This window comes from Magnetococcales bacterium (genome assembly GCA_015231755.1).
Lineage (GTDB): Bacteria > Pseudomonadota > Magnetococcia > Magnetococcales > Magnetaquicoccaceae > Magnetaquiglobus.
The window spans coordinates 55211-75143 of sequence record JADGAZ010000010.1; the positions used below are offsets into that span (position 1 = coordinate 55211).

Below are 19933 nucleotides of genomic sequence, written 5' to 3' on the forward strand. Positions count from 1 at the left end.
ACAAAAAAGTCCTGGGGGAGGAATCCCCCAGACCCTCTCTTTTTTTTCAATGGGTTCGACCCGTCACACCTCGTCGATGAAATTCGGGATCTGACTCTCCATGCCGATGGCCTTGTCCACGCTCAGAACAAAAGCGATGCCGGCCCCAGGCTGATGAAACGCACCCACCTTTTTGATGGTCTTGAGAATCGGCTTGACCAGATGCTCTTCGACCAACAATAAAATGACATCACGCTGGATGTCCAGAGTCAGGCCGAAAATGGTCTTGGTGCCGTGAATGCCCACCCCCCGGGCCGGAATGATGGTGGCTCCGGTGGCTCCGGATTTACGGGCCGCCGCCACAATGCCATCGCTCATGTCCGAACGAATGGTGACAACAATCAGCTTGAAATGCATGCCAACCTCCCGATCACTCCAGGCTGCCGTAAGAAGAACCCTTGCGACGACGACGTGAAAGCAGTCCGCTGATGAAGCCCAGCAGCAATACCCCGGCTCCGGCGAGGAAAAATAATGTATCAGATTGTTTTTCCAGGATATGATTTTCGTCGGAGGCCTGTTTCAACTCTTTTTCCAAACGGTTGGCCTTGGCCACCAGCTCCTGATTTTCCTGCTCGATGCGCAAGGCGTTGCGGGAGACCTCCTGGATGCGCTTCAATTCGCTTTGGAGCTTTTCGTGGTTGACCAGTTTGGCGCGCAGTTCTTCGATTTCGCCCCGCAATTGATTGCGTTCGATCTCGGGGGGAATCTTGGCGGAAAGGGAACGACGGGCCACCCAGCCGTCATTGCCGTCCGAGCCTCGCACATGGTCCCAGCCGGAATTGTTGCCTTCCAGAAGTTCCAGCTTGTCACCGGCCTTGAGCGTCTTGACCACCGGTGCCCCCAAAGCCGGGGTGCGCCGCAGATTGATCTGGTCGTCGATGACATAACGATCCTCGGCGAACGCCGAAACCGCCAATGGAACCATCAGCAGAGCCAAAAAAGCACGTACTGACCATGATCCCAACCTGCGCCGAGGGTTGGTGGGGAAAAATCCGTTCATCCGATCACCCGATCCGTTGAAAGAAATCCGATTCGATTTATGATGCCTGCTTGACGAACGGAGTCAACCGGGAAGCCGGAAGAACACCGTCTTTTTTTGAAAAAAGCCACATTGCGATTCAAGGAGCCGACATGTCTCTGGACACTCAAGTGAACAAGGCGCGGGTACTGGTCGAGGCCTTGCCCTACATGCGCCGATTCGATGGCCGTACCTTCGTCATCAAGTACGGCGGACACGCCATGGTGGACGAAGCCTTGAAAAAAAGCTTTGCCCAGGACGTGATTCTGTTGCGTCAGGTGGGGATCAATCCGGTGGTGGTGCATGGCGGCGGTCCCCAGATCAACCAGACCATGGCCCAAATGGGCTTGAAACCGCAAATGATCGACGGTCAACGGGTGACCGATCAGGAGACGGTCAACGTGGTGGAAATGGTGCTGGCCGGCAAGATCAACAAGGATATCGTCAATCTGATCAATCTCAACGGCGGTCGAGCGGCGGGTCTGTCGGGCAAGGATGGACACACCATCCTGGCGCGCAAACGTCCCCCCAAACGCAAGGCCGCGGTGGAAGCCGAACAACCCGAAGAGATCATCGATCTGGGATGGGTGGGGGATGTGGAGGAGATCGACATCACCTTGCTGGAGATGTTCAAGAATTCGGACATCATTCCGGTGGTGGCCCCGGTGGGGGTGGGCCGGAAAGGAGAAACCTACAACATCAACGCAGACGCGGTGGCCGGGAAAATGGCGGCGGCCCTGGGCGCGGAAAAATTGATCCTTCTGACCGACGTGACCGGCGTGCGGGATCGGGAGGGTCATCTGGTGAGCCGTCTGGAAGCCGCTGACGCCACCCGCATGATCAAGGAAGGCGTGATCAGCGGCGGCATGATTCCCAAGGTGGAAACCTGTCTGGCGGCCCGTCGGGGCGGCGTGAAGGCAGCCCATATCATCGACGGTCGGGTGGAACACGCCCTGCTGCTGGAGATTTTCACGGATCAGGGAATCGGCACCCTGGTGGCGTGACGGTCTGACAGCCCACAACGATGACTTGGCGCGCCGACGCGGCTGGTGTACTCTCATCGCTGGGGAATCGCTTGGTTTCATGGAAGGCCGCCCGGCCTGAGTTTTTTTCAGTTGAAAGGGTCAAAACGATGATCGCGCGTTTCGCAGTGCAATTCCGGTGCCGCCATGGCTGATCAGGCAGAACCGATCACCCCCCTTGGGAAAGACGACCTGATCGCCTGGATGGAAAAAGGGTGCAAACCCCGTCGGGATTGGCGTGTGGGCACGGAACACGAAAAGTTCGGTTTCTACAAAAAAGATCAGCGACCCATCCCGTATGCCGGTCCGAACGGCGTGGAGGCGCTCCTGCTGGAGATGTCAAAACGCTTCGGCTGGCAGGTGGAACACGAAAATGGCCATCCCATCGCCTTGAAGCAACGACAGGCGGCCATCACCCTGGAACCGGGAGGACAGGTGGAGTTGTCCGGCGCGCCCATGCGGGACATTCACGCCGCCTGGCTGGAAATCGACGAACATCTGCATCAATTGGGTCTGGTGTGCCGGGAGCTGGGAATCGCCTTTCTGGGCATCGGCGCCCAGCCCAAATGGCCTTTCGAGGCGATCCCGTGGATGCCCAAGGGGCGTTATCGGGTGATGCGGGAGTATCTGCCCACCCGGGGCAGTCTATGTCTCGACATGATGGCCCGTACCGCCACGGTTCAGGCCAATCTGGATTTCGGCGACGAGGCGGATATGGTGCTGAAATTCCGCGTCGCCCTGGCGTTGCAGCCTTTGGCCACCGCGTTGTTCGCCAATTCACCGTTCATCGACGGCAAGCCCACGGGATTTCTCTCCTATCGGGCCCACATCTGGCGGGATACGGATCCGGATCGTTGTGGCGGATTGCCGTTCGTGTTCGAGGAGGGATTCGGTTTCGAACGGTATGTGGACTATGCCTTGTCCACACCTCTGTTGTTTCTGTATCGCAATAAAAGCTATCAACCGGCGGGAGGCGTACCCTTTCAGGCTTTTCTGGAGGGCAAACATCCGGCCCTGCCGGGTGTTTACGCCACGTTGGCCGACTGGGAGACCCATTTGAGTACGTTGTTTCCGGATGTGCGTTTGAAGCACTATCTGGAGACCCGAGGGGCGGACGCGGGCAATTCGGCGACCTTGTGCGCGTTGCCCGCCTTGTGGAAGGGGATTCTTTATCACGACGACGCATTGCACGCGTGTTGGGAGCTGGTGAAACATTGGAGCGTCGAAGATCGGGCCAGGATTCACGCCGAGGTGCCGCGTTTGGCGTTGAAGACCCCGATTCCGGGTGATCGCACCTTGCGGGATCTGGCTTTGGAGGTCTTGCCCCATGCCAAGGCGGGATTGGCGGCCCACAACCGTTTGAACGCCAAGGGGTGCGACGAGACCATGTTCTTGAAGCCTCTTTTCGCCACCGCCGACAGCGGCGTCACCCCGGCGGAACGGTTGCTGGAGGCTTATCATCATCGCTGGAACGAAAGCGTGGATCCGGTATTTGTCGAGCAGGAGTTCGAGGCGTTTTTGGCGGAGTGCGGGTGACAGTCGGCCAACCAGACCAACCGACCAACCTCCCAACCTTGAAACCATTAAAAAAAAAGAGCGGGTCTGGGAGATTCCTCTCCCAGGGTTTTATCCTTTGACTTTGCTTTTGCCTTCAAGCGCGCTTTACAAACAAGCTTTTTTCGCGCCGTTTGCGAAAAAAGCGCAGCGCGCAGCCTTGGCGAGTCTCGTGTTTCGCTTTTTGAAACACGAGACTCGCGCATTGCCAACAGACATGAAACCCACGCCTCGTCAACAAGCCTGATGGGGCATCACGAATCACCACCCTGCTTCCTCACCCCCGCAACGACCCCACCCCCCGCTGTTCTTTCAGCCCTTTCCGGACCGCATCCACGGGCATGGTCTGACCGGTCCAGATCTCGAACGCCTTGGCGCCTTGGTGGATGAGCATGCCGAGACCATTTTCGATCTTCAATCCCCGGGCGCGGGCGGCGGAAAGCAAAGGGGTCACGGGTGGGGAATAAACGATGTCGTAGACCAAGGCGGAAGGGGGCAACAAGGTCAGATCCGGGACCGCTTCGGTGGCGTTGTCCATGCCCAGGCTGGTGGTATTGATCACCAGTTGGCAGGCAGGCAGGGTGTGGGTCCAGGGGATGGGAGTGATCAAACGGTCGGGGAAAAACCGGGAAAATTCCTCGGCCAGGGCGACGGCCCGTTCGTGGGTGCGGTTCATCAACCCAACCGATCCGGCCCCCTCTTGCAACAAAGCCGCCAGCACGCCGCGCGCCGCTCCTCCGGCCCCGAGCACAAGGATTTCGATGTCACGCAAAAAACCGCCCCAAACCTCCCGCAAATCGGTGATGAAGCCATAGCCGTCGGTGTTGTAGCCGATCAATCGGCCATCGGGCTGGATGACGACGGTATTGACCGCGCCGATCATGCGGGCCATGGGATCGAGTGCGTCCATGAGGGGGACGAGGTTTTCCTTGTGGGGAATGGTGGCGTTGAAGCCGACGACGCCCTGAGCGCGCAGATCCCGTACCGCCTCGGTGAGATTTTCCGCCCGCACGTGAAAAAAATCATAGCGACAATGGGTCATGCCCCGTTCGGCATAAGCCAGATTGTGCATGAAGGGGGAAAGGGAGTGGTGGATCGGGTCGCCGATCACGCCGAAACGTTGGAGGGTATTCATGCAGGCTCCATGAAATTTTTGAAACCGGGCGCGCTGCGCTTTTTTCGCGAAAATGTGAAAAAATATTGTGAAAGCGCGCAAAGGCGAAAGTCAAAAGATTAAAACCCTGGGGGAGGAATCCCCCAGACCCTCTCTTTTTTTTTAATAATGGGATGGTCAGATCGGATTGGGGATGTCGATGAAACGAAACTCGATTCCGAACTGCTTGGCCAACAACGCGCCAATGGCCTGAACGCCGAACTTCTCGGTGCGATGATGACCGGCGGCGATTACATGAATTCGTTCCTCGCGGGCAAAATGATACAAAGGCTCCGCGGCTTCGCCACTCAAGAACAGATCCGCACCCGCCTCTTTGGCCTCCCGCACCAGCTCCGGGGCAGCCCCGGAACAGACCGCCACCACCCGTACCCGCTCCGGCCCGAATGGCAAAATCAAGGGCTCCCCCCCAAACACCTGACGGACCCGCCCCACCAATTCGTCAAAGGTTCCACCCGAACCGTTCTCCCCCAAAAAGGAGAGATGCGTGCCGTGATACAACCCGAACGGTGCGATGGGTTTGAGATTTAAATATTTTAAAATCATGGCATTGTTGCCATACTCCGGATGACGGTCCAAGGGCAGGTGATACGCCATCAGACTTAACTCCCGGGAGAGCAAAAAAGACAGACGCGCCTTTAAATTGCCCTCCACCACACGTGAATCCTTGTTCCAGAACATTCCGTGATGTACCAAAATCAAATCAGCCGCCACCTGATCGGCGGCCCGGAACAGATCCATACAGGCCGATACCCCCCCAACCACCCGTTCAACGGAGTCTCGACCCCGTACCTGAACCCCGTTGGGCGCATAATCCGCAATCGCCGAAACCTGTAGAGTCTCAGCCAGGAACCGTTCCAATTCCGTCAAGTGAGTCAAAGAGTGGACTCCTTAAAATTAATGGATTGATTTCGATCATCCGCGCCATCGGAACCGACAGCCATGCCCAACCATAAAAACCTCTTCACCGTGTTGCACGCCGACCCCGAGGAACGGCAACGGGTGCTTGATGACCCCTACTGGAACTCACGGCAAAAACTTCTCGAACTGCTGATCCATTATACGCTGATCGAATCCTATCGGAAGTTCATCCAGAAACGGATGCCCTATCCGTTTGTCACACCGGCCATGGCCCGTCCCGGCGCGGCCACGGCCACCAAGGAACATACCCTGCACAACACCTGTCTGATCACCCTGGTGGATGCTCCCCTGCCCAGCAAATTGCGCAAACACTTTCGCTGTCGGGAAGGCAACCGGGTCACCCGCGACAACATCGCCGATGTGGCGCCGGATCTGATCTGTCTGGAAAATTATGACGATTCCCACAAAGATACAAGTCACGAATCCTTTCCGGCTCTGTTGCGCCTGCTTTTGCCCCTGGACTACTCCCTGCTGATCCAGAATGCCACCAGTTCCGGACAGGGGGAGAAAAAAATGGAATTGAGCAATTTCCACATGCGCATCGAACGGCTCACCGATAACGCCTTGCGTCACCTGGGCATTCACCTGAACTACCTGGAACGCTCCCTGCTCGAAAAAGGGGACAGCTTCGTCGAAACTTTGGAAAAAAAATTGTTCGAGTACTATAATTTCTACCACAATGCCGGTGGACGGCGGGCCGCCGCGGTCCATGCGGCCCAACTCCTGATGCGCGAAAGACTCGCAGGCACCATATTGGTCGGCTCCCAACAAGATCGCCGCCTCACCCTGTTGACCACCAATGGCAAAAATCAACAAACCAGAGTTGAACAATTTTTTCTGGTCAAGCTGGAAAACGGATTGCTTTCAGAACTGATCGCCTTTGGAAAACGGGAAAAAATCGATGTCAAAAACCATTTCATCATCAATCCGGGGAACCACCAGGAAGGGCTGGTGATCCTGCGGATCGAATACGAACACACCGAATCCGGTCAACCCACCGGGGACGACAAACCCAAAAAAACAGAACAGATCCATGAAAACTGGTTACGCATCAAAGAAGAGACCATCATGCCCATCGTCTCCGGCTGTACCGTGCGGATCGGCTATGCCTTTGCCGATCGGGGAGACGAAAACAATCCACAGGCAGGGTGTGGATCAATCGTGGATGGCTGAGTGACAAAATCTGCACAAAGGGGGGCATGTGGGGTTGGATTCAAGGCGTGGGCAAAGTTCTCCTCTGGAGTCCGATGTTTCATGCCCAGGAGATTTTGTTGGAAACCAGGAATCAAATCAATACAATCGATGCGTTATCCACAAAAAGGCGCTTCAACGTTTTCTTCTATCTTTATATTCTTTAAAAAAAGATGAAACCGCCATCAAAGCGGAATTTCATCCTGAAAGCGGGATATCGAAGAAAACCATGACGCAATCATTCACTCGGAAATCCTATGAGCAAAACCCATGCCTGAACCTCATCATCGTTTTTTGAGAGCCTGTCTCAGGCTGCCCACCGATCGGGTTCCAATCTGGATCATGCGTCAAGCCGGTCGTTATCTGCCGGAATACATGGAAGTGCGCAGACAGGCCGGTGATTTTTTGTCGTTGTGCAAGAATCCGGAATTGGCCACGCAGGTTACCTTGCAACCCGTGGACCGATTTGGATTGGATGCGGCAATTTTGTTTTCCGACATTCTGGTAGTTCCCGAGGCCATGGGCATGGGGCTGCATTTTGGCTCCGGGGAAGGCCCGATCCTGGATCCGGCGATCAACGCCCCCGGCGATGTGGAAAAATTGCGGGTTTTTGACCCGGAACAGGAGCTGGATTATGTCATGAACACCATCCGGACCATCCGGAGAGAACTGGCGGATCGGGTGCCCTTGATCGGTTTTTCCGGCAGTCCCTGGACTCTGGCCACCTACATGGTGGAGGGGGGATCGAGCAAGAATTTCTCACGCATCAAAGGGATGATGTATGACCGTCCGGAAGTGCTCCAGGCCCTGCTGGATCGGCTGGTGGATGCGGTGACCCGTTATTTGAATGCCCAGATTCGCCATGGGGTTCAGGCTGTTCAAATTTTTGACACCTGGGGCGGTGTGCTGGGACATGACGAATTTCTGGAATTTTCCCTGGAGAGCATGCGCCGCATCGTCGCCGGATTGGAGCGCACCGGTCCGGATGGAACGGTGGTGCCGGTGATTCTGTTCGCCAAGGGGTGCGGCAGTCACCTGGAACGGATGGCCGCCAGCGGTTGCGACGTGGTGGGGTTGGACTGGACCACGGATCTGGCTCAGGCCCGGTTGCGGGTCGAAGGCCGGGTGGCGTTGCAAGGCAACATGGATCCGGCGGTGCTGTCCGCCACGCCGGAACGGATCCGCCGCGAAGCCGAACGTACCTTGAAAGCCTACGGTCCCCATCCGGGACATGTGTTCAATCTCGGCCACGGCATCACCCCGGACTGCGCTCCCCGCAAGGTGACGGCGCTGGTGGAGGCTGTGCAAGGATTTTCTTTCGGGAGTGCCTCCTCATGACCGGATCCCTCGTCTCCCAGGAGGTGCGTTTTGATCGCGCCCTGATCGAAAAATACGACCGGGCCGGACCCCGTTACACCTCCTATCCCACGGCTCCCCATTTTCACGAGGGGTTCGGACCCCGGGAGTTCCAGCAGGAGATCGCCCGCTCCAGCGCCGAACAGCCGGATCGGGCCCTTTCGTTGTATCTGCACATCCCGTTTTGCGACACGGTGTGTTACTACTGCGCCTGCAACAAGATCATCACTCCGGACCGGGCACGGGCGGTTCCCTACCTGGAGGCCCTGATCCGGGAGATTTCCTTGATGGGTCGCCACTTCACTCCGGAGCGTCAGGTCACGCAGATCCACTTCGGGGGTGGCTCACCCTCCTACCTCACTTTGGACCAGACCCAGCGCCTCTGGGGGGTGCTGCGGGACCATTTCAACCTGGCGGACCGGAGTCGCGGGGAGTTCGGCATCGAGGCCGATCCCAGAGAGTGTCCGGAAGGGACCATCGCCCGTCTGGCGGAAATCGGATTCAATCGGATTTCCTTCGGGGTGCAGGATCTGGAATACGCGGTGCAAAAGGCGGTCAACCGCATCCAGCCCGTGGAGCTGACCCAACGGTGTGTGGCCGAATCCCGTGCCCATGGTTTCCAGTCGGTCAATCTGGATCTGATCTACGGCTTGCCGTTGCAGACGGAAGCCTCCTTTTTGAAAACTTTGGAGGTGGTGATCCGGGATCTGGATCCGGATCGGCTGGCGGTGTTCAATTATGCCCATTTGCCCCAATATTTCACCCCGCAACGGCGCATCGACGCCACGCAACTGCCGCCTCCCGAGGTCAAGCTGCGCATTCTGGAACAGACCATCGCCCGGTTGCTGGAAGCCGGATATGTCTACGTGGGCATGGATCACTTCGCCAAGCCCGGCGACGAGCTGGCCACCGCCCAGCGGCAGGGGGGATTGCATCGCAATTTTCAGGGTTACACCACCCGGGCCGAATGCGATCTGGTGGGCTTGGGATTGACCTCCATCAGCCAGTTCGGTCACGCCTACGCCCAGAATTACAAAACCCTGCCCGAGTATTACGCCCGCATCGACGCCGGAGAGCTGGCGGTTTTCCGGGGATTGGCCCTCAATGCCGATGACCGGATCCGTCGGGATGTGATCATGCGGCTGCTGTGTGACTTCCAGTTGGACCGGAGGGCCACGGGGCAACGATTGGGGATTGATTTCAACGCCTATTTCGCCGAAGAATCCCAGGAGATCGCCCGCATGGTCGAAGAGGGGCTTTTGGAAGACGATGGCAATCTCATGCGGGTGACCGCCGGTGGACGGTTGTTGATTCGCAACGTCTGCATGGCGTTTGATTGGTATCTGGCCCACGGGCCGCAAACCAAGGCCTTTTCAAAGACGATATGAATATGACCAAGAGTTCCGGCAGGATTTTGATTCTGGGGGGAGGGATTTCCGGTCTTTCCCTCGCCTGGTTTTTGCATCGCCGCGGGGAGCGGGTCGGGGTATTGGAGGCCGGTGAACGGCCCGGAGGCACGATCCGCACCGAACGCATGGATGGCTATCAGGTGGAATTGGGTCCCAATTCCACCTTGCAAAAACCTGGTGAACCCGAAGACGCCCTGGGACGGCTGGTGTCAGAACTGGAGCTGGACAGTCGTCTGATCGAAGCCGCTCCTGCGGCCTCCAGACGCTATGTGATGCGCCGTGGCCGATTGATCCCCTTGCCCGATTCTCCGCCGGCGTTTGTGCGTTCGCCGGTTTTTTCGCCTTTGGCCAAGCTGCGTTTGCTCAAGGAGCCGCTGGTGGGCTGGGTGGATCACGAAGAGAACATCGCATCCTTCGTGCGGCGTCGGCTGGGTCGGGAATTTCTCGATTACGCCATTGAACCGTTCATCTCCGGGGTGTATGCCGGGGATCCCCGGAATCTGTCGGTGCGGGCGGCGGTGCCGAAAATTTACGATGTGGAACAACGGTTCGGCTCTTTGATTGTCGGCGGTTTCATGATCGGCAAAAAGAAAAAGACCATGGGCACCCCACGGGGCCGACTGGTCAGCTTCGATGCCGGAATGGAACTGCTGCCCGCCACGCTGGCGGCGCGTCTGCCCCCCGGAAGCGTGCGCTGCGGCATGGAGGTGGTGACCGTGAAACCGGTCGCTGCGGGAGGCTGGGAGGTGGAGTGGAAAAACCTCCAGGGGGAGCGGGGCGTGGAACAGGCCGAACGGGTGGTTTTGGCCATGCCGGCCCATGCGGCGGCCAAAGTGCTGTTTTCTTCGTTGCCGAAGGCCAGTCGGTTTTTGTCGGGCATCGCCTATGCCCCGATCGTCTCCACCGCTCTGGGATACACCCGCAATCAGGTGGCCCATCCCCTGGATGGATTTGGCTTTTTGCTGCCCCGTCGGGAGCAGGTGCGGTTGTTGGGGGCGTTGTTCTCCTCGTCGTTGTTTCCGGGACGCGCCCCGGAAGGCAAAACCTTGTTGACCACCTTCATCGGTGGCGCCATGGATCCCGAAGCCCTGACCCTGCCGGATGGCCCCTTGGAATCGTGGGTACGCAAGGATCTGGCCGGCTGTCTGGGGATCAGCGGCGAACCGGAGTTCAGCCGTTTTACCCGGTATCAGGCGGCCATTCCCCAATACAATGTGGGTCATCTGGAACGGATCGAGGCCATCGACCAGGCGTTGGAGATTCATTCCGGTCTTTATACCCGCGCCAACTGGCGGGATGGCATTTCGGTCTCCGATTGCGTGTGGAACGCCGAACGCTTGGCGAGACGCCTGACCGGCGAAGAGGAGAAAAAAGAGGAGGAGAACCCGGAATGACCCGTCTGATCGCCCTGGACACGGAAACCACCGGACTCTCCCCGGCCAAGGGGGATCGCATCGTGGAACTGGGTTGCGTGGAACTGGTCCACATGCGCAAAGGCCAGAGCCGGCAATGGTTCATCAATCCGGAACGGTCGATTCCCGCCGAGGCGACCCGCATTCACGGCATCACCGACGAACAGGTGGCCGGAGCGCCGATTTTCAAGGGGATTGCGGAGGAATTTCTGGCTTTTATCGGCCAGGATGGATTGGTGATTCACAATGCCGGCTTCGACATGGGATTTCTCAACGCCGAGCTGGCCCGGATCAAGCGTCCCCCTCTCGACACCGGGCGGGTGATCGATACCCTGGCCATATCGCGCCGTCGTTATCCCGGTGCCAAGTCGGATCTGGACTCCTTGTGCAAACGCCTCAAGATCGACAATACCCACCGGAAGTTTCATGGCGCGTTGCTGGACGCCGAACTTCTGGCCGATGTCTATGTGGCCTTGAACGGCGGTGCCCAGTTTGCCATGGATCTGACCGCTTCGGCGGAGCCGTTGCCATCGTTGCCGGTGGCGGCGGGACAGGCCGGTCAGGAGGGGACAGCCTCAGCACCCCTGGCGGTGGTCAGACCGACGCGCCCATGGCCTTTGTCCCGGGAGGAGGAGTTGGCCCATGAGGCGTTTTTGGAATTCATGCAAAAAGAGCATCGGGCCTGTGTGTGGGCGGAGAGTGAATTCCATACCTAGATTCAACCGGTTCATCTCCCCGCGCCGGATCCGGGAGGTTCGATGGGTCCCATCCACTGGCCTATGCACAATCCCAACTGTTTTCCCTCCACCACGCCCACCCGGTAGACGAATCCTTGTTTGATCAACACCGCTTCGGCATAGTTGGGGACCGGTTTCCACCAATACCACCCTTGTTCTCTGGGTTTTTCGCGTTTCCATTCCATGCTGATTATCCACAATGTCTGTGATGTTATTGCCAAGCTTTCCATCTTGTCTTAACTTTCCCAAAAATGCCAGAATCCGTGTGGAGAATTTTCCTTGGAAAGGACTTGACTCTCTGCCGTCATTTTGAAATAGTGGCACGGCGTTTGGTATCCCCTGTCCGCATCACCCCTTTTTCGATATAAGGTCGAGACTTTACATGACTGCCACCGCACACTCCACTGCCCACTCCCATCCACCGGTCTCCGTCCAACCCGAGGAAGAAAGTCGTCGTGATTTCCTGATCTTGGCCACAGGAGCCGTCAGCGCGGTCGGCGTTGCAGGCGCGGCCTGGCCATTCATTCAATCCTGGAGCCCATCGGCTGACGTGCTTTCCCAGGCCACCACCGAGGTGGATATCAGTGCGTTGGCCAAGGGTCAGATGATCACCGTCCCCTGGCAGGGCAAACCGGTTTTCATTCTTCACCGCACCGACGAGCAGATCGCGAGCGCCAAAAAAGGCGACGGGGAAAAACTCCCGGATCCCGCCAAGGATGCGGATCGGGCACAAAAGCCGGAATATCTCGTATTGCTGGCCATTTGCACCCATCTGGGCTGTGTGCCCCAACCCGTCGGAACCGGCAATTATGGCGGTTTCCTGTGTCCTTGTCACGGCTCCCACTATGACACCTCGGGACGCATTCGTCAGGGACCGGCTCCCAAGAACCTCGAAGTTCCCTACTATACCTTCAAGGATGAGAAAATCCTGGTGATCGGCAAGGCGGTCGGCTGATCCGGCGGTATGGAAGAGTCATGAAAAACAGCAATCACCAAAAAGAGATGCGTGCAAGGAGACCTCATGGTGTTTAAATCGCTCATGGATTGGGTGGATGCCCGTCTGCCCGTCACGGCTCTGATCAAAAGTCAGGCCACCGAATACCCGACGCCCAAGAACCTCAACTATTGGTGGAACTTCGGCTCATTGGCTTTGTTTTGTCTCATCATCATGCTGCTGACCGGTCTGTTTCTGGCCATGCACTACAAGCCGGACGCCAATCTGGCTTTCGACGCTGTCGAACACATCATGCGTGATGTCAACTACGGCTGGTTGTTGCGTTATCTGCATGCCAACGGCGCCACGTTCTTTTTCATGGTTGTTTATGTCCACATCCTGCGGGGCATGTATTACGGCTCTTATCGCGCCCCCCGCGAAATCCTGTGGTGGGTTGGCGTGATCATCTTCTTCCTGCTGATGGCCACGGCTTTCATGGGTTATGTGCTTCCCTGGGGTCAGATGTCCTACTGGGGTGCGGCGGTCATCACCAATCTGATGAGTGCCATTCCGGTGGTGGGTCAGGAGCTGGTGATCTGGGTGTGGGGTGGATTCGCGGTTGGCGATCCCACCTTGAATCGTTTCTTCGCGTTGCACTTCCTGCTGCCCTTTGTGATTTTCGGAGTGGTGATTGTCCATCTGTGGGCCTTGCATGCGGTCCACTCGAACAATCCGGACGGCATCGACGTGGATCATCACAAGGATTGCATTCCGTTTCATCCGTACTTCACCATCAAGGATCTGTACGGAGTCGGTGTTTTCCTGATCGTTTATTGTGGTTTTGTTTTCTTCCAGCCCAATTTCTTCTTGGAGCCGGACAACTACATCCCGGCCAACCCCATGCAGACCCCGGCCCACATCGTGCCGGAATGGTACTTCCTGCCGTTTTATGCGGTGTTGCGTTCCATTGACTTCCTGGGTTCCTACAGCAAGTTGGCGGGTGTGATTTCCATGGGGGCCGCCATTGCCATCCTGTTCATTCTGCCTTTCCTGGATCGTTCGCCGGTGCGTTCGTTCCGGTATCGTCCGTTGAGCAAGCAGCTGTTTTGGATCTTTGTCATCGACTGTTTCATCCTGGGCTGGGTGGGGTACAATCCGGCCGATGCCACCCGTTTCAACGGTGCTTTGCCCCTGATTGTCGTGGGTCGCACCTGCACGGCCATCTACTTCGGGTATTTCATCCTGTTGTGGATCATCACCGCATTTGACATCGAAAAACCCAAACCCGTGCCCAAAAGCCTGTAAGAAGGGGAGCTAGCCAACATGGACTTCTTGAAATTCCTTAAAACCGTGGCCCTGGCGGCTGCGGTGGTTCTTCCCCAAACGGCCCTGGCCTCCGAGGGTCCCGCGTTGCCCAAGCAGTCATGGGGATTTATCGGGGTTTTTGGTCAATTCGACCAGGCGGCTCTCAAACGGGGTGCGCGGGTGGCGGTGGAGGTCTGCATGGCCTGTCACTCCATCAAGTACATCAAGTTTGACTCCTTGAAAAAGCTTGGTTTCACCGAGCCTGAAGTGATCGCTTTGGCGGAAGCCCAAAGCCACAACAAAAAAGACGCCATGATCAGCCCCATGGATCCCACCTCGGCCAAGGACAGTTTCGGAGTGGTTCCTCCGGATCTTTCTTTGATCACCAAGGCCCGCAAGGGGTATGAGGATTATGTCTATGCCATCCTGAACGGTTATGCCACCGATGCGGATCGTGCGTTGGTGCAAAAGGTGATGGAGGATGGCGCCCTGTCTGAAAAAGAGCTGATGGAGGTCACGTCGGCTTTGAATCTGAATGCGCACATGGCTCCTGAGAAGATCAAGGAGGTTTTGACCCGCATTCAGGCCAACGAGAATTTCAATCGTTATTTCCCGGGCAACTTCTTCGCCATGCCTCAGCCTCTCAACGATGGGGCGGTGACGTATCCGGATGGTGTGCAGAATTCGTTGAAGCAGATGTCGCAGGATGTCACCACCTTTCTGGCCTGGGCTGCCGAGCCTTCGATGATGGATCGCAAGGCGTTGGGGTTGAAGGTGATGCTGTATCTGTTTGTTTTGACCATTATGTTCTTTGCGGTCAAGCGGCGCATCTGGGCCAAGATTCCCCATTGATTGGGTAATGTGGCGTGTACAAAAAAAACCCCCGCATGGTCGGGGGTTTTTTTTTGGAGAAGATGGAAGATGGAAGGGGGATGGTTTTTGATTGTTGGAAACAAAGAAGGGGTCCGGGGGAAGAATTCCCCGGACCCCTTCTTTGTTTCCATGGATTTCAGAAGTCAAAACCCTGGGGGAAGAATCCCCCAGACCCCCTCTTTTTTTTTCAATGGATTTCAGACAAGCGGCTTTTCCTTGATCTTGGTACACTCACCTTGAGCGTAAGCCAGGAATTCCTCAACCGCTTTGGAACGAAACTTCTGCTTTTGGTAAACAAAATTAAGCCGACGCTTCATGGTGCCTTCTTTCAAACGTCGGATCACCAGAGATTTCAAACTGACTTCCTTGCGCAAGGCAATCAACGAAACAATACTGAAACCAACACCACCTTCCACCGCCGCCTTGATCGATTCCGTGGAACCCATTTCAAGAATCAAATCCAATTGCTCATACTGCACACCAAATTTGCTCAATAAATCCGTGATCACCGCACGGGTTCCGGATCCCTCCTCCCGGGAGACAAAGGGATACTCCTTGAGCATTTGCACCGGAATCTCGTCCAACTTGGCCAAAGGATGGTTGGGAGCCACAATCAAAACCAATTCATCTTCCATGCATGGAGAAACCACAATGTTCTTGTTGTTCACCGGACCTTCAACCATGCCAATGTCAATGGTGGCATCCTCCAACTTGCGCACCACCATACGGGTGTTGTGTACCGTCAGACGAACCTGAACACCCGGAAAACCATCATGATACCCACTTAAAATCCGAGGCAACAAATATTCACCCAAAGTGGTGGTGGCGCCCAGCTTGATCACACCACGGGTCACCCCCGTCATTTCGTTGATGGCCTTTTCCGTCTCCCGATACAACTCCAAAATCCGGTCCGCATAGTTGAATACCATCATCCCGGCTTCGGTCAGGGAAATGCGATTGTGATGACGATCAAACAGCCGGGTGTTGAAATGCTCCTCCAACTGCCGAATCTGAAAAGTGACCGCCGGCTGGGTAAGATAAAGCTCCTCCGCCGCCCGGGTGAAGGAAAGATGCTTGGCAACCGAGTAGAAAACACGCAGACGGGTATCGGAAAAGCTCATGGGATGAAGACCTTCTGGGAGGATGGATGCATACGGGAACGCTCTTTATGCTAAAAAAAAATTTGATATATGTATAGGGAAAAATGGACGCAGATGAAAAATGCAACGGGTGCGCAAACGCGCCTTGGGAAACACGACTCAATGGGGGTATAGTCTTCAAGCTGGATGCATTCATCGTCAGACCCATTCAAACGAAAGTGATATTTTTTATGAACAACAAACCGCGCATCGACTCCCAGGAAGCCCTGACTCCTCGTTATGCCCAATATCGCCGCATGCTCTGCACCACCCATCCCGGTCTGGATCTCCGGTTGCGTCAGGGTCGCCTGATCCGGAGTACTCTGGTCGAACTGGCCAGCCGGTTTGACGTGATTCTTTTGGACGCCTTCGGCGTGTTGAATCTGGGAGAACAGGTCATTCCCGGCGCTCCCGAGGCGATTTCGGCCTTGCGCGCTCAAGGCAAAGCGGTGCGGGTGGTCTCCAACAACGCCTCCCAATCCCCGGCCAATATGGTCCGTCGGTTGAAGAAAATGGGCTTCGACCTGACCGTGGAGGAGATCATTTCGTCAGGCATGGCCGTGGCCCCATATATCGAAAATTCCATGCATCGGGACCGCCCTTACCTGCTGGTGGGCAGCGATGACAGTGCCAGCGTGTACGCCCCTTTTCCCGAATCCCTCATGGTCAACCGGTCCGGATCAACCCTGACGCTGGAAGAGGCGGAATCGATTCTGATTTGCAGCAATCGGGAGTATCACGGCGGCCAGCAGGAACAAGACGCCTTGCAACTTTTGACGCACAAAAAAGTTCCCCTGCTGCTCGCCAATCCGGATCTGGCCACCCCCAAACCCGATGGTCGCCTGGAAGCCGTGGCGGGGTATGCGGCGTTCGATCTGGCCGAAACCTTCGGATTGACCATCGAAGGAATCGGCAAACCGTTCCCCCCGATTTTTCAGGAGGTGATCCGTCGTTTTCCGGAAGTGCCACGGGAACGGTTTTTGATGGTGGGGGATACCTTGGATACCGATGTGCTGGGCGCGGCGGCCATGGGATTTGCCAGTTGTCTGGCGCTGTCCGGGGCGTGCGCCGGATGGGGAGACTCCCTGGAAAGCTTGTGTGATGTGCGGGGCATCCGTCCCGATTTTGTGATCGCATCCCTGGGCGGTTGACAGCGGGATTCGTGTTTCCATTTTGGATTGACAAGGAGAATGTTGACCATGGCCGATTTTCGATATGGGGAGCTCTTCAATCTGGCCCATGACCAGACCCAATACCGTTTGCTGACCCAGGATCATGTGCGGGTCGATACCTTTGCGGGCGGGCGGATGGTGATGGTGGATGGGGCGGGTTTGACCCTTTTGGCCAAAGAGGCCATGCGGGATGTGTCGTTTTTGTTGCGTACCAGCCATTTGCAGCAGTTGCGCGACATCCTCGACGATCCGGAGGCTTCGGGCAATGATCGTTATGTGGCTTTGGAACTGCTGAAAAATGCCAATATCGCCGCCGGTATGGTGCTGCCCAGTTGTCAGGATACGGGCACGGCCACGGTGGTGGGCAAGAAGGGAGGTCGGGTCTGGACCGGCGGTGGTGATCGCGAAGCCTTGTCCCGGGGGGTTTTCGAGGCGTATGCGGGGAACAATCTGCGTTATTCCCAGGTTGCTCCCATCACTTTGTATGAAGAGAAGAATACCGGCAGCAATCTCCCGGCCCAGATCGACATCGAGGCTGTGGATGGGGAGGCGTACAAATTTTTGTTCATGGCCAAGGGTGGGGGATCGGCCAACAAGACGTTCTTGTTTCAGCAAAATAAATCTCTTTTGAATCCCGAGTCCCTGGCGGCCTTTGTGGCGTCCAAATTGAAGGATTTGGGGACTTCGGCGTGTCCGCCTTATCATTTGGCGTTGGTGATTGGCGGTTTGTCTCCGGAGATGACCTTGAAGACGGTCAAGCTTGCTTCGGCCCGTTATCTGGATACGTTGCCGGAACAAGGAGATGGGATCGGTGGGGCGTTCCGAGATCGGGCGTTTGAGGCCGAGGTGATGGAGATGGCCCAAAAGCTCGGGTTGGGGGCGCAGTTCGGAGGCAAATATTTCGCCCATGATGCGCGGGTGATCCGACTGCCGAGGCATGGGGCTTCGTGTCCGGTGGGGTTGGGGGTATCGTGTTCGGCGGATCGGAACATTTTGGCCCGTATCGATGCGGAGGGGATTTGGTTGGAGGCTTTGGAGCGGGATCCGGCCCGTTTTCTGCCGGAGGTGGAGATGCCGGCCGGTGAGGCGGTGCGGGTGGATTTGAATCAGCCCATGGCGGCCATTCGTGCCGAGTTGAGTCGTTATCCGATCAAGACCCGGTTGTCGTTGACCGGGCCTATCGTGGTGGCTCGGGATATTGCTCATGCCCGGATTCAGGAGCGGTTGGATCGGGGTGAGGGGATGCCGGAGTATTTCAAGAATCATATCGTTTATTATGCCGGTCCGGCCAAGAAGCCGGAGGGTTTGCCTTCGGGTTCGTTTGGTCCGACCACGGCGGGGCGGATGGACAGTTATGTGGGGCGTTTTCAGAAGGAGGGGGGATCGTTGGTGATGTTGGCCAAGGGCAACCGGGGTCGTCAGGTGACCGAGGCGTGCAAGGCCAACGGGGGATTTTATTTGGGTTCCATTGGTGGAGCGGCGGCTTCGTTGGCGCAGCAGAGCATCAAGAAGGTTGAGGTGATCGATTTTCCGGAGTTGGGTATGGAGGCGGTTCATCGCATCGAGGTGGAGAATTTCCCGGCTTTCATCGTGGTGGATGACAAGGGGGGAGATTTCTTCGCGGCGTTGGGTTTGTAGAAAACTGTTGAAAAAAAAGCGGGGGTCTGGGGGATTCTTCCCCCAGGGTTTTGCTTTTTTTGCCTTTGCTTTTTTGTCTTTTGCGAAAAACGCTTTCGTAAAAGCGCGCACAAGTCAAAAGAACAAGTCAAAAGATTAAAAGATTAAAACCCTGGGAGAGGAATCTCCCAGACCCTCTCTTTTTTTTCAATGGTCACAGCCATGCTTTGGCCAGAATGGCATCCATGAGACGATTTGGCAGAATACGCCGCAACAGAGCAAACAAATGCGTCGGTATCGTGACTCCATAACGCACCCTGGGACGTGAACTTTCAAGCGCGTGAACCACCTTGTCAAAAACCGCCTCGGGAGGCATCGAAAACATTCCCCCACCTCTCTGGGCCTTCTGACGAAAATGATCCTCCATGAAACGATATCGCTCCAGATGCCTGCTCGCCGCCGCATCCACATGACGCCTGAAAGCCATCGTGGCGTTTTTTCTGAACAAGGTGGTGATGGGACCAGGCTCGATCAGAATGAAATGAATCCCACTGCCACGCCACTCCAACCGCAAAGTGTCGGTCATCCCTTCCAACGCAAACTTGCTCGCCACATACGCCCCGCGATACGGTAACGCCACAAAACCCAATACCGAACTGTTCTGAATCACCCTCCCATGCCCCTGCCGATGCATCACCGGCAAAACCAATCGGGTCAACTCGTGAGTGCCGAAAACATTGGTCTCGAATTGCTCCCGCAACGCGCGACGGTCCAAATCCTCCAAAGCCCCCGGCTGACCATAGGCCCCATTGTTGAACAACGCATCCAACGTGCCCCCGGTCTGCCGCAACACCCACTCCACCGCCTCCCGGATCGACTCCGAATCCACCAAGTCCAACCGGTGGGCGGTCAATCCCATCTGCTGCAATTTCTCGACATCCTCCACCTTGCGCGCCGTGGCGAAAACCCGATGCCCCCGCTCCCGCAATCCCTGGGCGACACACAAGCCAATACCGCTGGAACAGCCGGTGATCAGGATGGTTTTCATGGTTTCAGCCATTGA

The 19933-nt window shown here is 56.5% G+C and carries 19 protein-coding genes; 12 read left to right on the forward strand and 7 right to left on the reverse strand.

Features of this window, described 5'->3' with window-relative positions; all coding sequences use genetic code 11:
- Positions 1 to 63: 63 nt before the first annotated feature.
- Both HQL98_08345 and HQL98_08350 read right to left on the reverse strand, forming a co-directional pair.
- A complete protein-coding gene (locus HQL98_08345) occupies positions 64 to 396 on the reverse strand; it encodes a P-II family nitrogen regulator (GenBank protein MBF0272055.1) in 333 nt (110 codons plus the stop codon).
- 13 nt (positions 397 to 409) lie between these two features.
- Positions 410 to 964 (reverse strand): SH3 domain-containing protein, encoded by a 555-nt coding sequence (locus HQL98_08350; GenBank protein MBF0272056.1) that lies wholly within the window; start codon positions 962 to 964, stop codon positions 410 to 412.
- A gap of 212 nt (positions 965 to 1176) precedes the next feature.
- Here HQL98_08350 and argB point away from each other — a divergent pair, with 212 nt between their 5' ends.
- Positions 1177 to 2061 (forward strand): acetylglutamate kinase, encoded by an 885-nt coding sequence (gene argB, locus HQL98_08355; GenBank protein ID MBF0272057.1) that lies wholly within the window; start codon positions 1177 to 1179, stop codon positions 2059 to 2061.
- Between the two features lie 165 nt (positions 2062 to 2226).
- A complete protein-coding gene (locus tag HQL98_08360; GenBank protein MBF0272058.1) occupies positions 2227 to 3615 on the forward strand; it encodes a glutamate--cysteine ligase in 1389 nt (462 codons plus the stop codon).
- Between the two features lie 295 nt (positions 3616 to 3910).
- On the opposite strand, the gene aroE is transcribed toward HQL98_08360, so the two are convergent.
- Together aroE and HQL98_08370 are read right to left on the reverse strand one after the other, a co-directional pair.
- Positions 3911 to 4768: a shikimate dehydrogenase gene (aroE, locus tag HQL98_08365; GenBank protein MBF0272059.1), complete on the reverse strand. Its 858-nt coding sequence runs from the start codon at positions 4766 to 4768 to the stop codon at positions 3911 to 3913.
- Positions 4769 to 4924: 156 nt separating this feature from the next.
- Entirely contained in the window at positions 4925 to 5674 is a 750-nt protein-coding gene (locus HQL98_08370; protein ID MBF0272060.1) for a Nif3-like dinuclear metal center hexameric protein, read from the reverse strand.
- 72 nt (positions 5675 to 5746) lie between these two features.
- Between HQL98_08370 and HQL98_08375 the strand changes: the two genes are divergently transcribed.
- From HQL98_08375 to dnaQ, 5 genes are all read left to right on the forward strand, one after another.
- Positions 5747 to 6898: a hypothetical protein gene (locus tag HQL98_08375; protein ID MBF0272061.1), complete on the forward strand. Its 1152-nt coding sequence runs from the start codon at positions 5747 to 5749 to the stop codon at positions 6896 to 6898.
- A gap of 288 nt (positions 6899 to 7186) precedes the next feature.
- The gene (locus tag HQL98_08380) at positions 7187 to 8254 is read left to right on the forward strand and encodes a uroporphyrinogen decarboxylase (protein MBF0272062.1); all 1068 of its coding nucleotides are present in this window, start codon (positions 7187 to 7189) and stop codon (positions 8252 to 8254) included.
- Positions 8251 to 9660 (forward strand): oxygen-independent coproporphyrinogen III oxidase, encoded by a 1410-nt coding sequence (hemN, locus tag HQL98_08385; GenBank protein MBF0272063.1) that lies wholly within the window; start codon positions 8251 to 8253, stop codon positions 9658 to 9660. Before HQL98_08380 ends, hemN begins: the two co-directional genes overlap by 4 nt.
- Before the next feature lie 2 nt (positions 9661 to 9662).
- Complete coding sequence (gene hemG / locus HQL98_08390; protein ID MBF0272064.1) at positions 9663 to 11075, forward strand: protoporphyrinogen oxidase; 1413 nt, start codon at positions 9663 to 9665, stop codon at positions 11073 to 11075.
- Positions 11072 to 11809 carry a DNA polymerase III subunit epsilon gene (gene dnaQ, locus HQL98_08395; protein MBF0272065.1) on the forward strand — a complete coding sequence of 246 codons (738 nt, stop codon included), beginning with the start codon at positions 11072 to 11074 and terminating at the stop codon, positions 11807 to 11809. The genes hemG and dnaQ overlap by 4 nt, the downstream gene beginning before the upstream one ends.
- Before the next feature lie 11 nt (positions 11810 to 11820).
- Here dnaQ and HQL98_08400 read toward each other — a convergent pair whose 3' ends face one another.
- Complete coding sequence (locus tag HQL98_08400; protein MBF0272066.1) at positions 11821 to 12015, reverse strand: hypothetical protein; 195 nt, start codon at positions 12013 to 12015, stop codon at positions 11821 to 11823.
- Between the two features lie 197 nt (positions 12016 to 12212).
- Between HQL98_08400 and petA the strand changes: the two genes are divergently transcribed.
- The 3 genes from petA to HQL98_08415 all read left to right on the forward strand — a co-directional run bounded on the left by petA (position 12213) and on the right by HQL98_08415 (position 14921).
- Positions 12213 to 12785 carry a ubiquinol-cytochrome c reductase iron-sulfur subunit gene (petA, locus tag HQL98_08405; GenBank protein MBF0272067.1) on the forward strand — a complete coding sequence of 191 codons (573 nt, stop codon included), beginning with the start codon at positions 12213 to 12215 and terminating at the stop codon, positions 12783 to 12785.
- Between the two features lie 66 nt (positions 12786 to 12851).
- Positions 12852 to 14069, forward strand: coding sequence for a cytochrome b/b6 (locus HQL98_08410; GenBank protein ID MBF0272068.1), 1218 nt, complete (start codon positions 12852 to 12854; stop codon positions 14067 to 14069).
- Positions 14070 to 14087: 18 nt separating this feature from the next.
- Positions 14088 to 14921, forward strand: a complete 834-nt coding sequence (locus tag HQL98_08415) for a hypothetical protein (protein ID MBF0272069.1) — start codon at positions 14088 to 14090, stop codon at positions 14919 to 14921.
- Positions 14922 to 15139: 218 nt separating this feature from the next.
- On the opposite strand, the gene HQL98_08420 is transcribed toward HQL98_08415, so the two are convergent.
- Entirely contained in the window at positions 15140 to 16063 is a 924-nt protein-coding gene (locus HQL98_08420; GenBank protein ID MBF0272070.1) for a LysR family transcriptional regulator, read from the reverse strand.
- Positions 16064 to 16272: 209 nt separating this feature from the next.
- Here HQL98_08420 and HQL98_08425 point away from each other — a divergent pair, with 209 nt between their 5' ends.
- Together HQL98_08425 and HQL98_08430 are read left to right on the forward strand one after the other, a co-directional pair.
- Positions 16273 to 17232, forward strand: coding sequence for a TIGR01459 family HAD-type hydrolase (locus HQL98_08425; protein ID MBF0272071.1), 960 nt, complete (start codon positions 16273 to 16275; stop codon positions 17230 to 17232).
- A gap of 48 nt (positions 17233 to 17280) precedes the next feature.
- The gene (locus HQL98_08430; protein ID MBF0272072.1) at positions 17281 to 18891 is read left to right on the forward strand and encodes a fumarate hydratase; all 1611 of its coding nucleotides are present in this window, start codon (positions 17281 to 17283) and stop codon (positions 18889 to 18891) included.
- 193 nt (positions 18892 to 19084) lie between these two features.
- Here the strand turns inward: HQL98_08430 and HQL98_08435 are convergent, their stop codons facing one another.
- Positions 19085 to 19930: an SDR family NAD(P)-dependent oxidoreductase gene (locus HQL98_08435; protein MBF0272073.1), complete on the reverse strand. Its 846-nt coding sequence runs from the start codon at positions 19928 to 19930 to the stop codon at positions 19085 to 19087.
- Between the last annotated feature and the right edge of the window lie 3 nt (positions 19931 to 19933).

What these genes read in the sequence shown, in the direction of transcription:
- HQL98_08345 (MBF0272055.1), bottom strand. Translation starts at nt 396, where the DNA reads ATGCATTTCAAGCTGATTGTTGTCACCATTCGTTCGGACATGAGCGAT.
- HQL98_08350 (MBF0272056.1), bottom strand. Translation starts at nt 964, where the DNA reads ATGGTTCCATTGGCGGTTTCGGCGTTCGCCGAGGATCGTTATGTCATC.
- HQL98_08360 (MBF0272058.1), top strand. Translation starts at nt 2,227, where the DNA reads ATGGCTGATCAGGCAGAACCGATCACCCCCCTTGGGAAAGACGACCTG.
- aroE (MBF0272059.1), bottom strand. Translation starts at nt 4,768, where the DNA reads ATGAATACCCTCCAACGTTTCGGCGTGATCGGCGACCCGATCCACCAC.
- HQL98_08375 (MBF0272061.1), top strand. Translation starts at nt 5,747, where the DNA reads ATGCCCAACCATAAAAACCTCTTCACCGTGTTGCACGCCGACCCCGAG.
- HQL98_08380 (MBF0272062.1), top strand. Translation starts at nt 7,187, where the DNA reads ATGCCTGAACCTCATCATCGTTTTTTGAGAGCCTGTCTCAGGCTGCCC.
- hemN (MBF0272063.1), top strand. Translation starts at nt 8,251, where the DNA reads ATGACCGGATCCCTCGTCTCCCAGGAGGTGCGTTTTGATCGCGCCCTG.
- hemG (MBF0272064.1), top strand. Translation starts at nt 9,663, where the DNA reads ATGACCAAGAGTTCCGGCAGGATTTTGATTCTGGGGGGAGGGATTTCC.
- dnaQ (MBF0272065.1), top strand. Translation starts at nt 11,072, where the DNA reads ATGACCCGTCTGATCGCCCTGGACACGGAAACCACCGGACTCTCCCCG.
- HQL98_08400 (MBF0272066.1), bottom strand. Translation starts at nt 12,015, where the DNA reads ATGGAATGGAAACGCGAAAAACCCAGAGAACAAGGGTGGTATTGGTGG.
- petA (MBF0272067.1), top strand. Translation starts at nt 12,213, where the DNA reads ATGACTGCCACCGCACACTCCACTGCCCACTCCCATCCACCGGTCTCC.
- HQL98_08410 (MBF0272068.1), top strand. Translation starts at nt 12,852, where the DNA reads ATGGTGTTTAAATCGCTCATGGATTGGGTGGATGCCCGTCTGCCCGTC.
- HQL98_08415 (MBF0272069.1), top strand. Translation starts at nt 14,088, where the DNA reads ATGGACTTCTTGAAATTCCTTAAAACCGTGGCCCTGGCGGCTGCGGTG.
- HQL98_08420 (MBF0272070.1), bottom strand. Translation starts at nt 16,063, where the DNA reads ATGAGCTTTTCCGATACCCGTCTGCGTGTTTTCTACTCGGTTGCCAAG.
- HQL98_08425 (MBF0272071.1), top strand. Translation starts at nt 16,273, where the DNA reads ATGAACAACAAACCGCGCATCGACTCCCAGGAAGCCCTGACTCCTCGT.
- HQL98_08430 (MBF0272072.1), top strand. Translation starts at nt 17,281, where the DNA reads ATGGCCGATTTTCGATATGGGGAGCTCTTCAATCTGGCCCATGACCAG.
- HQL98_08435 (MBF0272073.1), bottom strand. Translation starts at nt 19,930, where the DNA reads ATGGCTGAAACCATGAAAACCATCCTGATCACCGGCTGTTCCAGCGGT.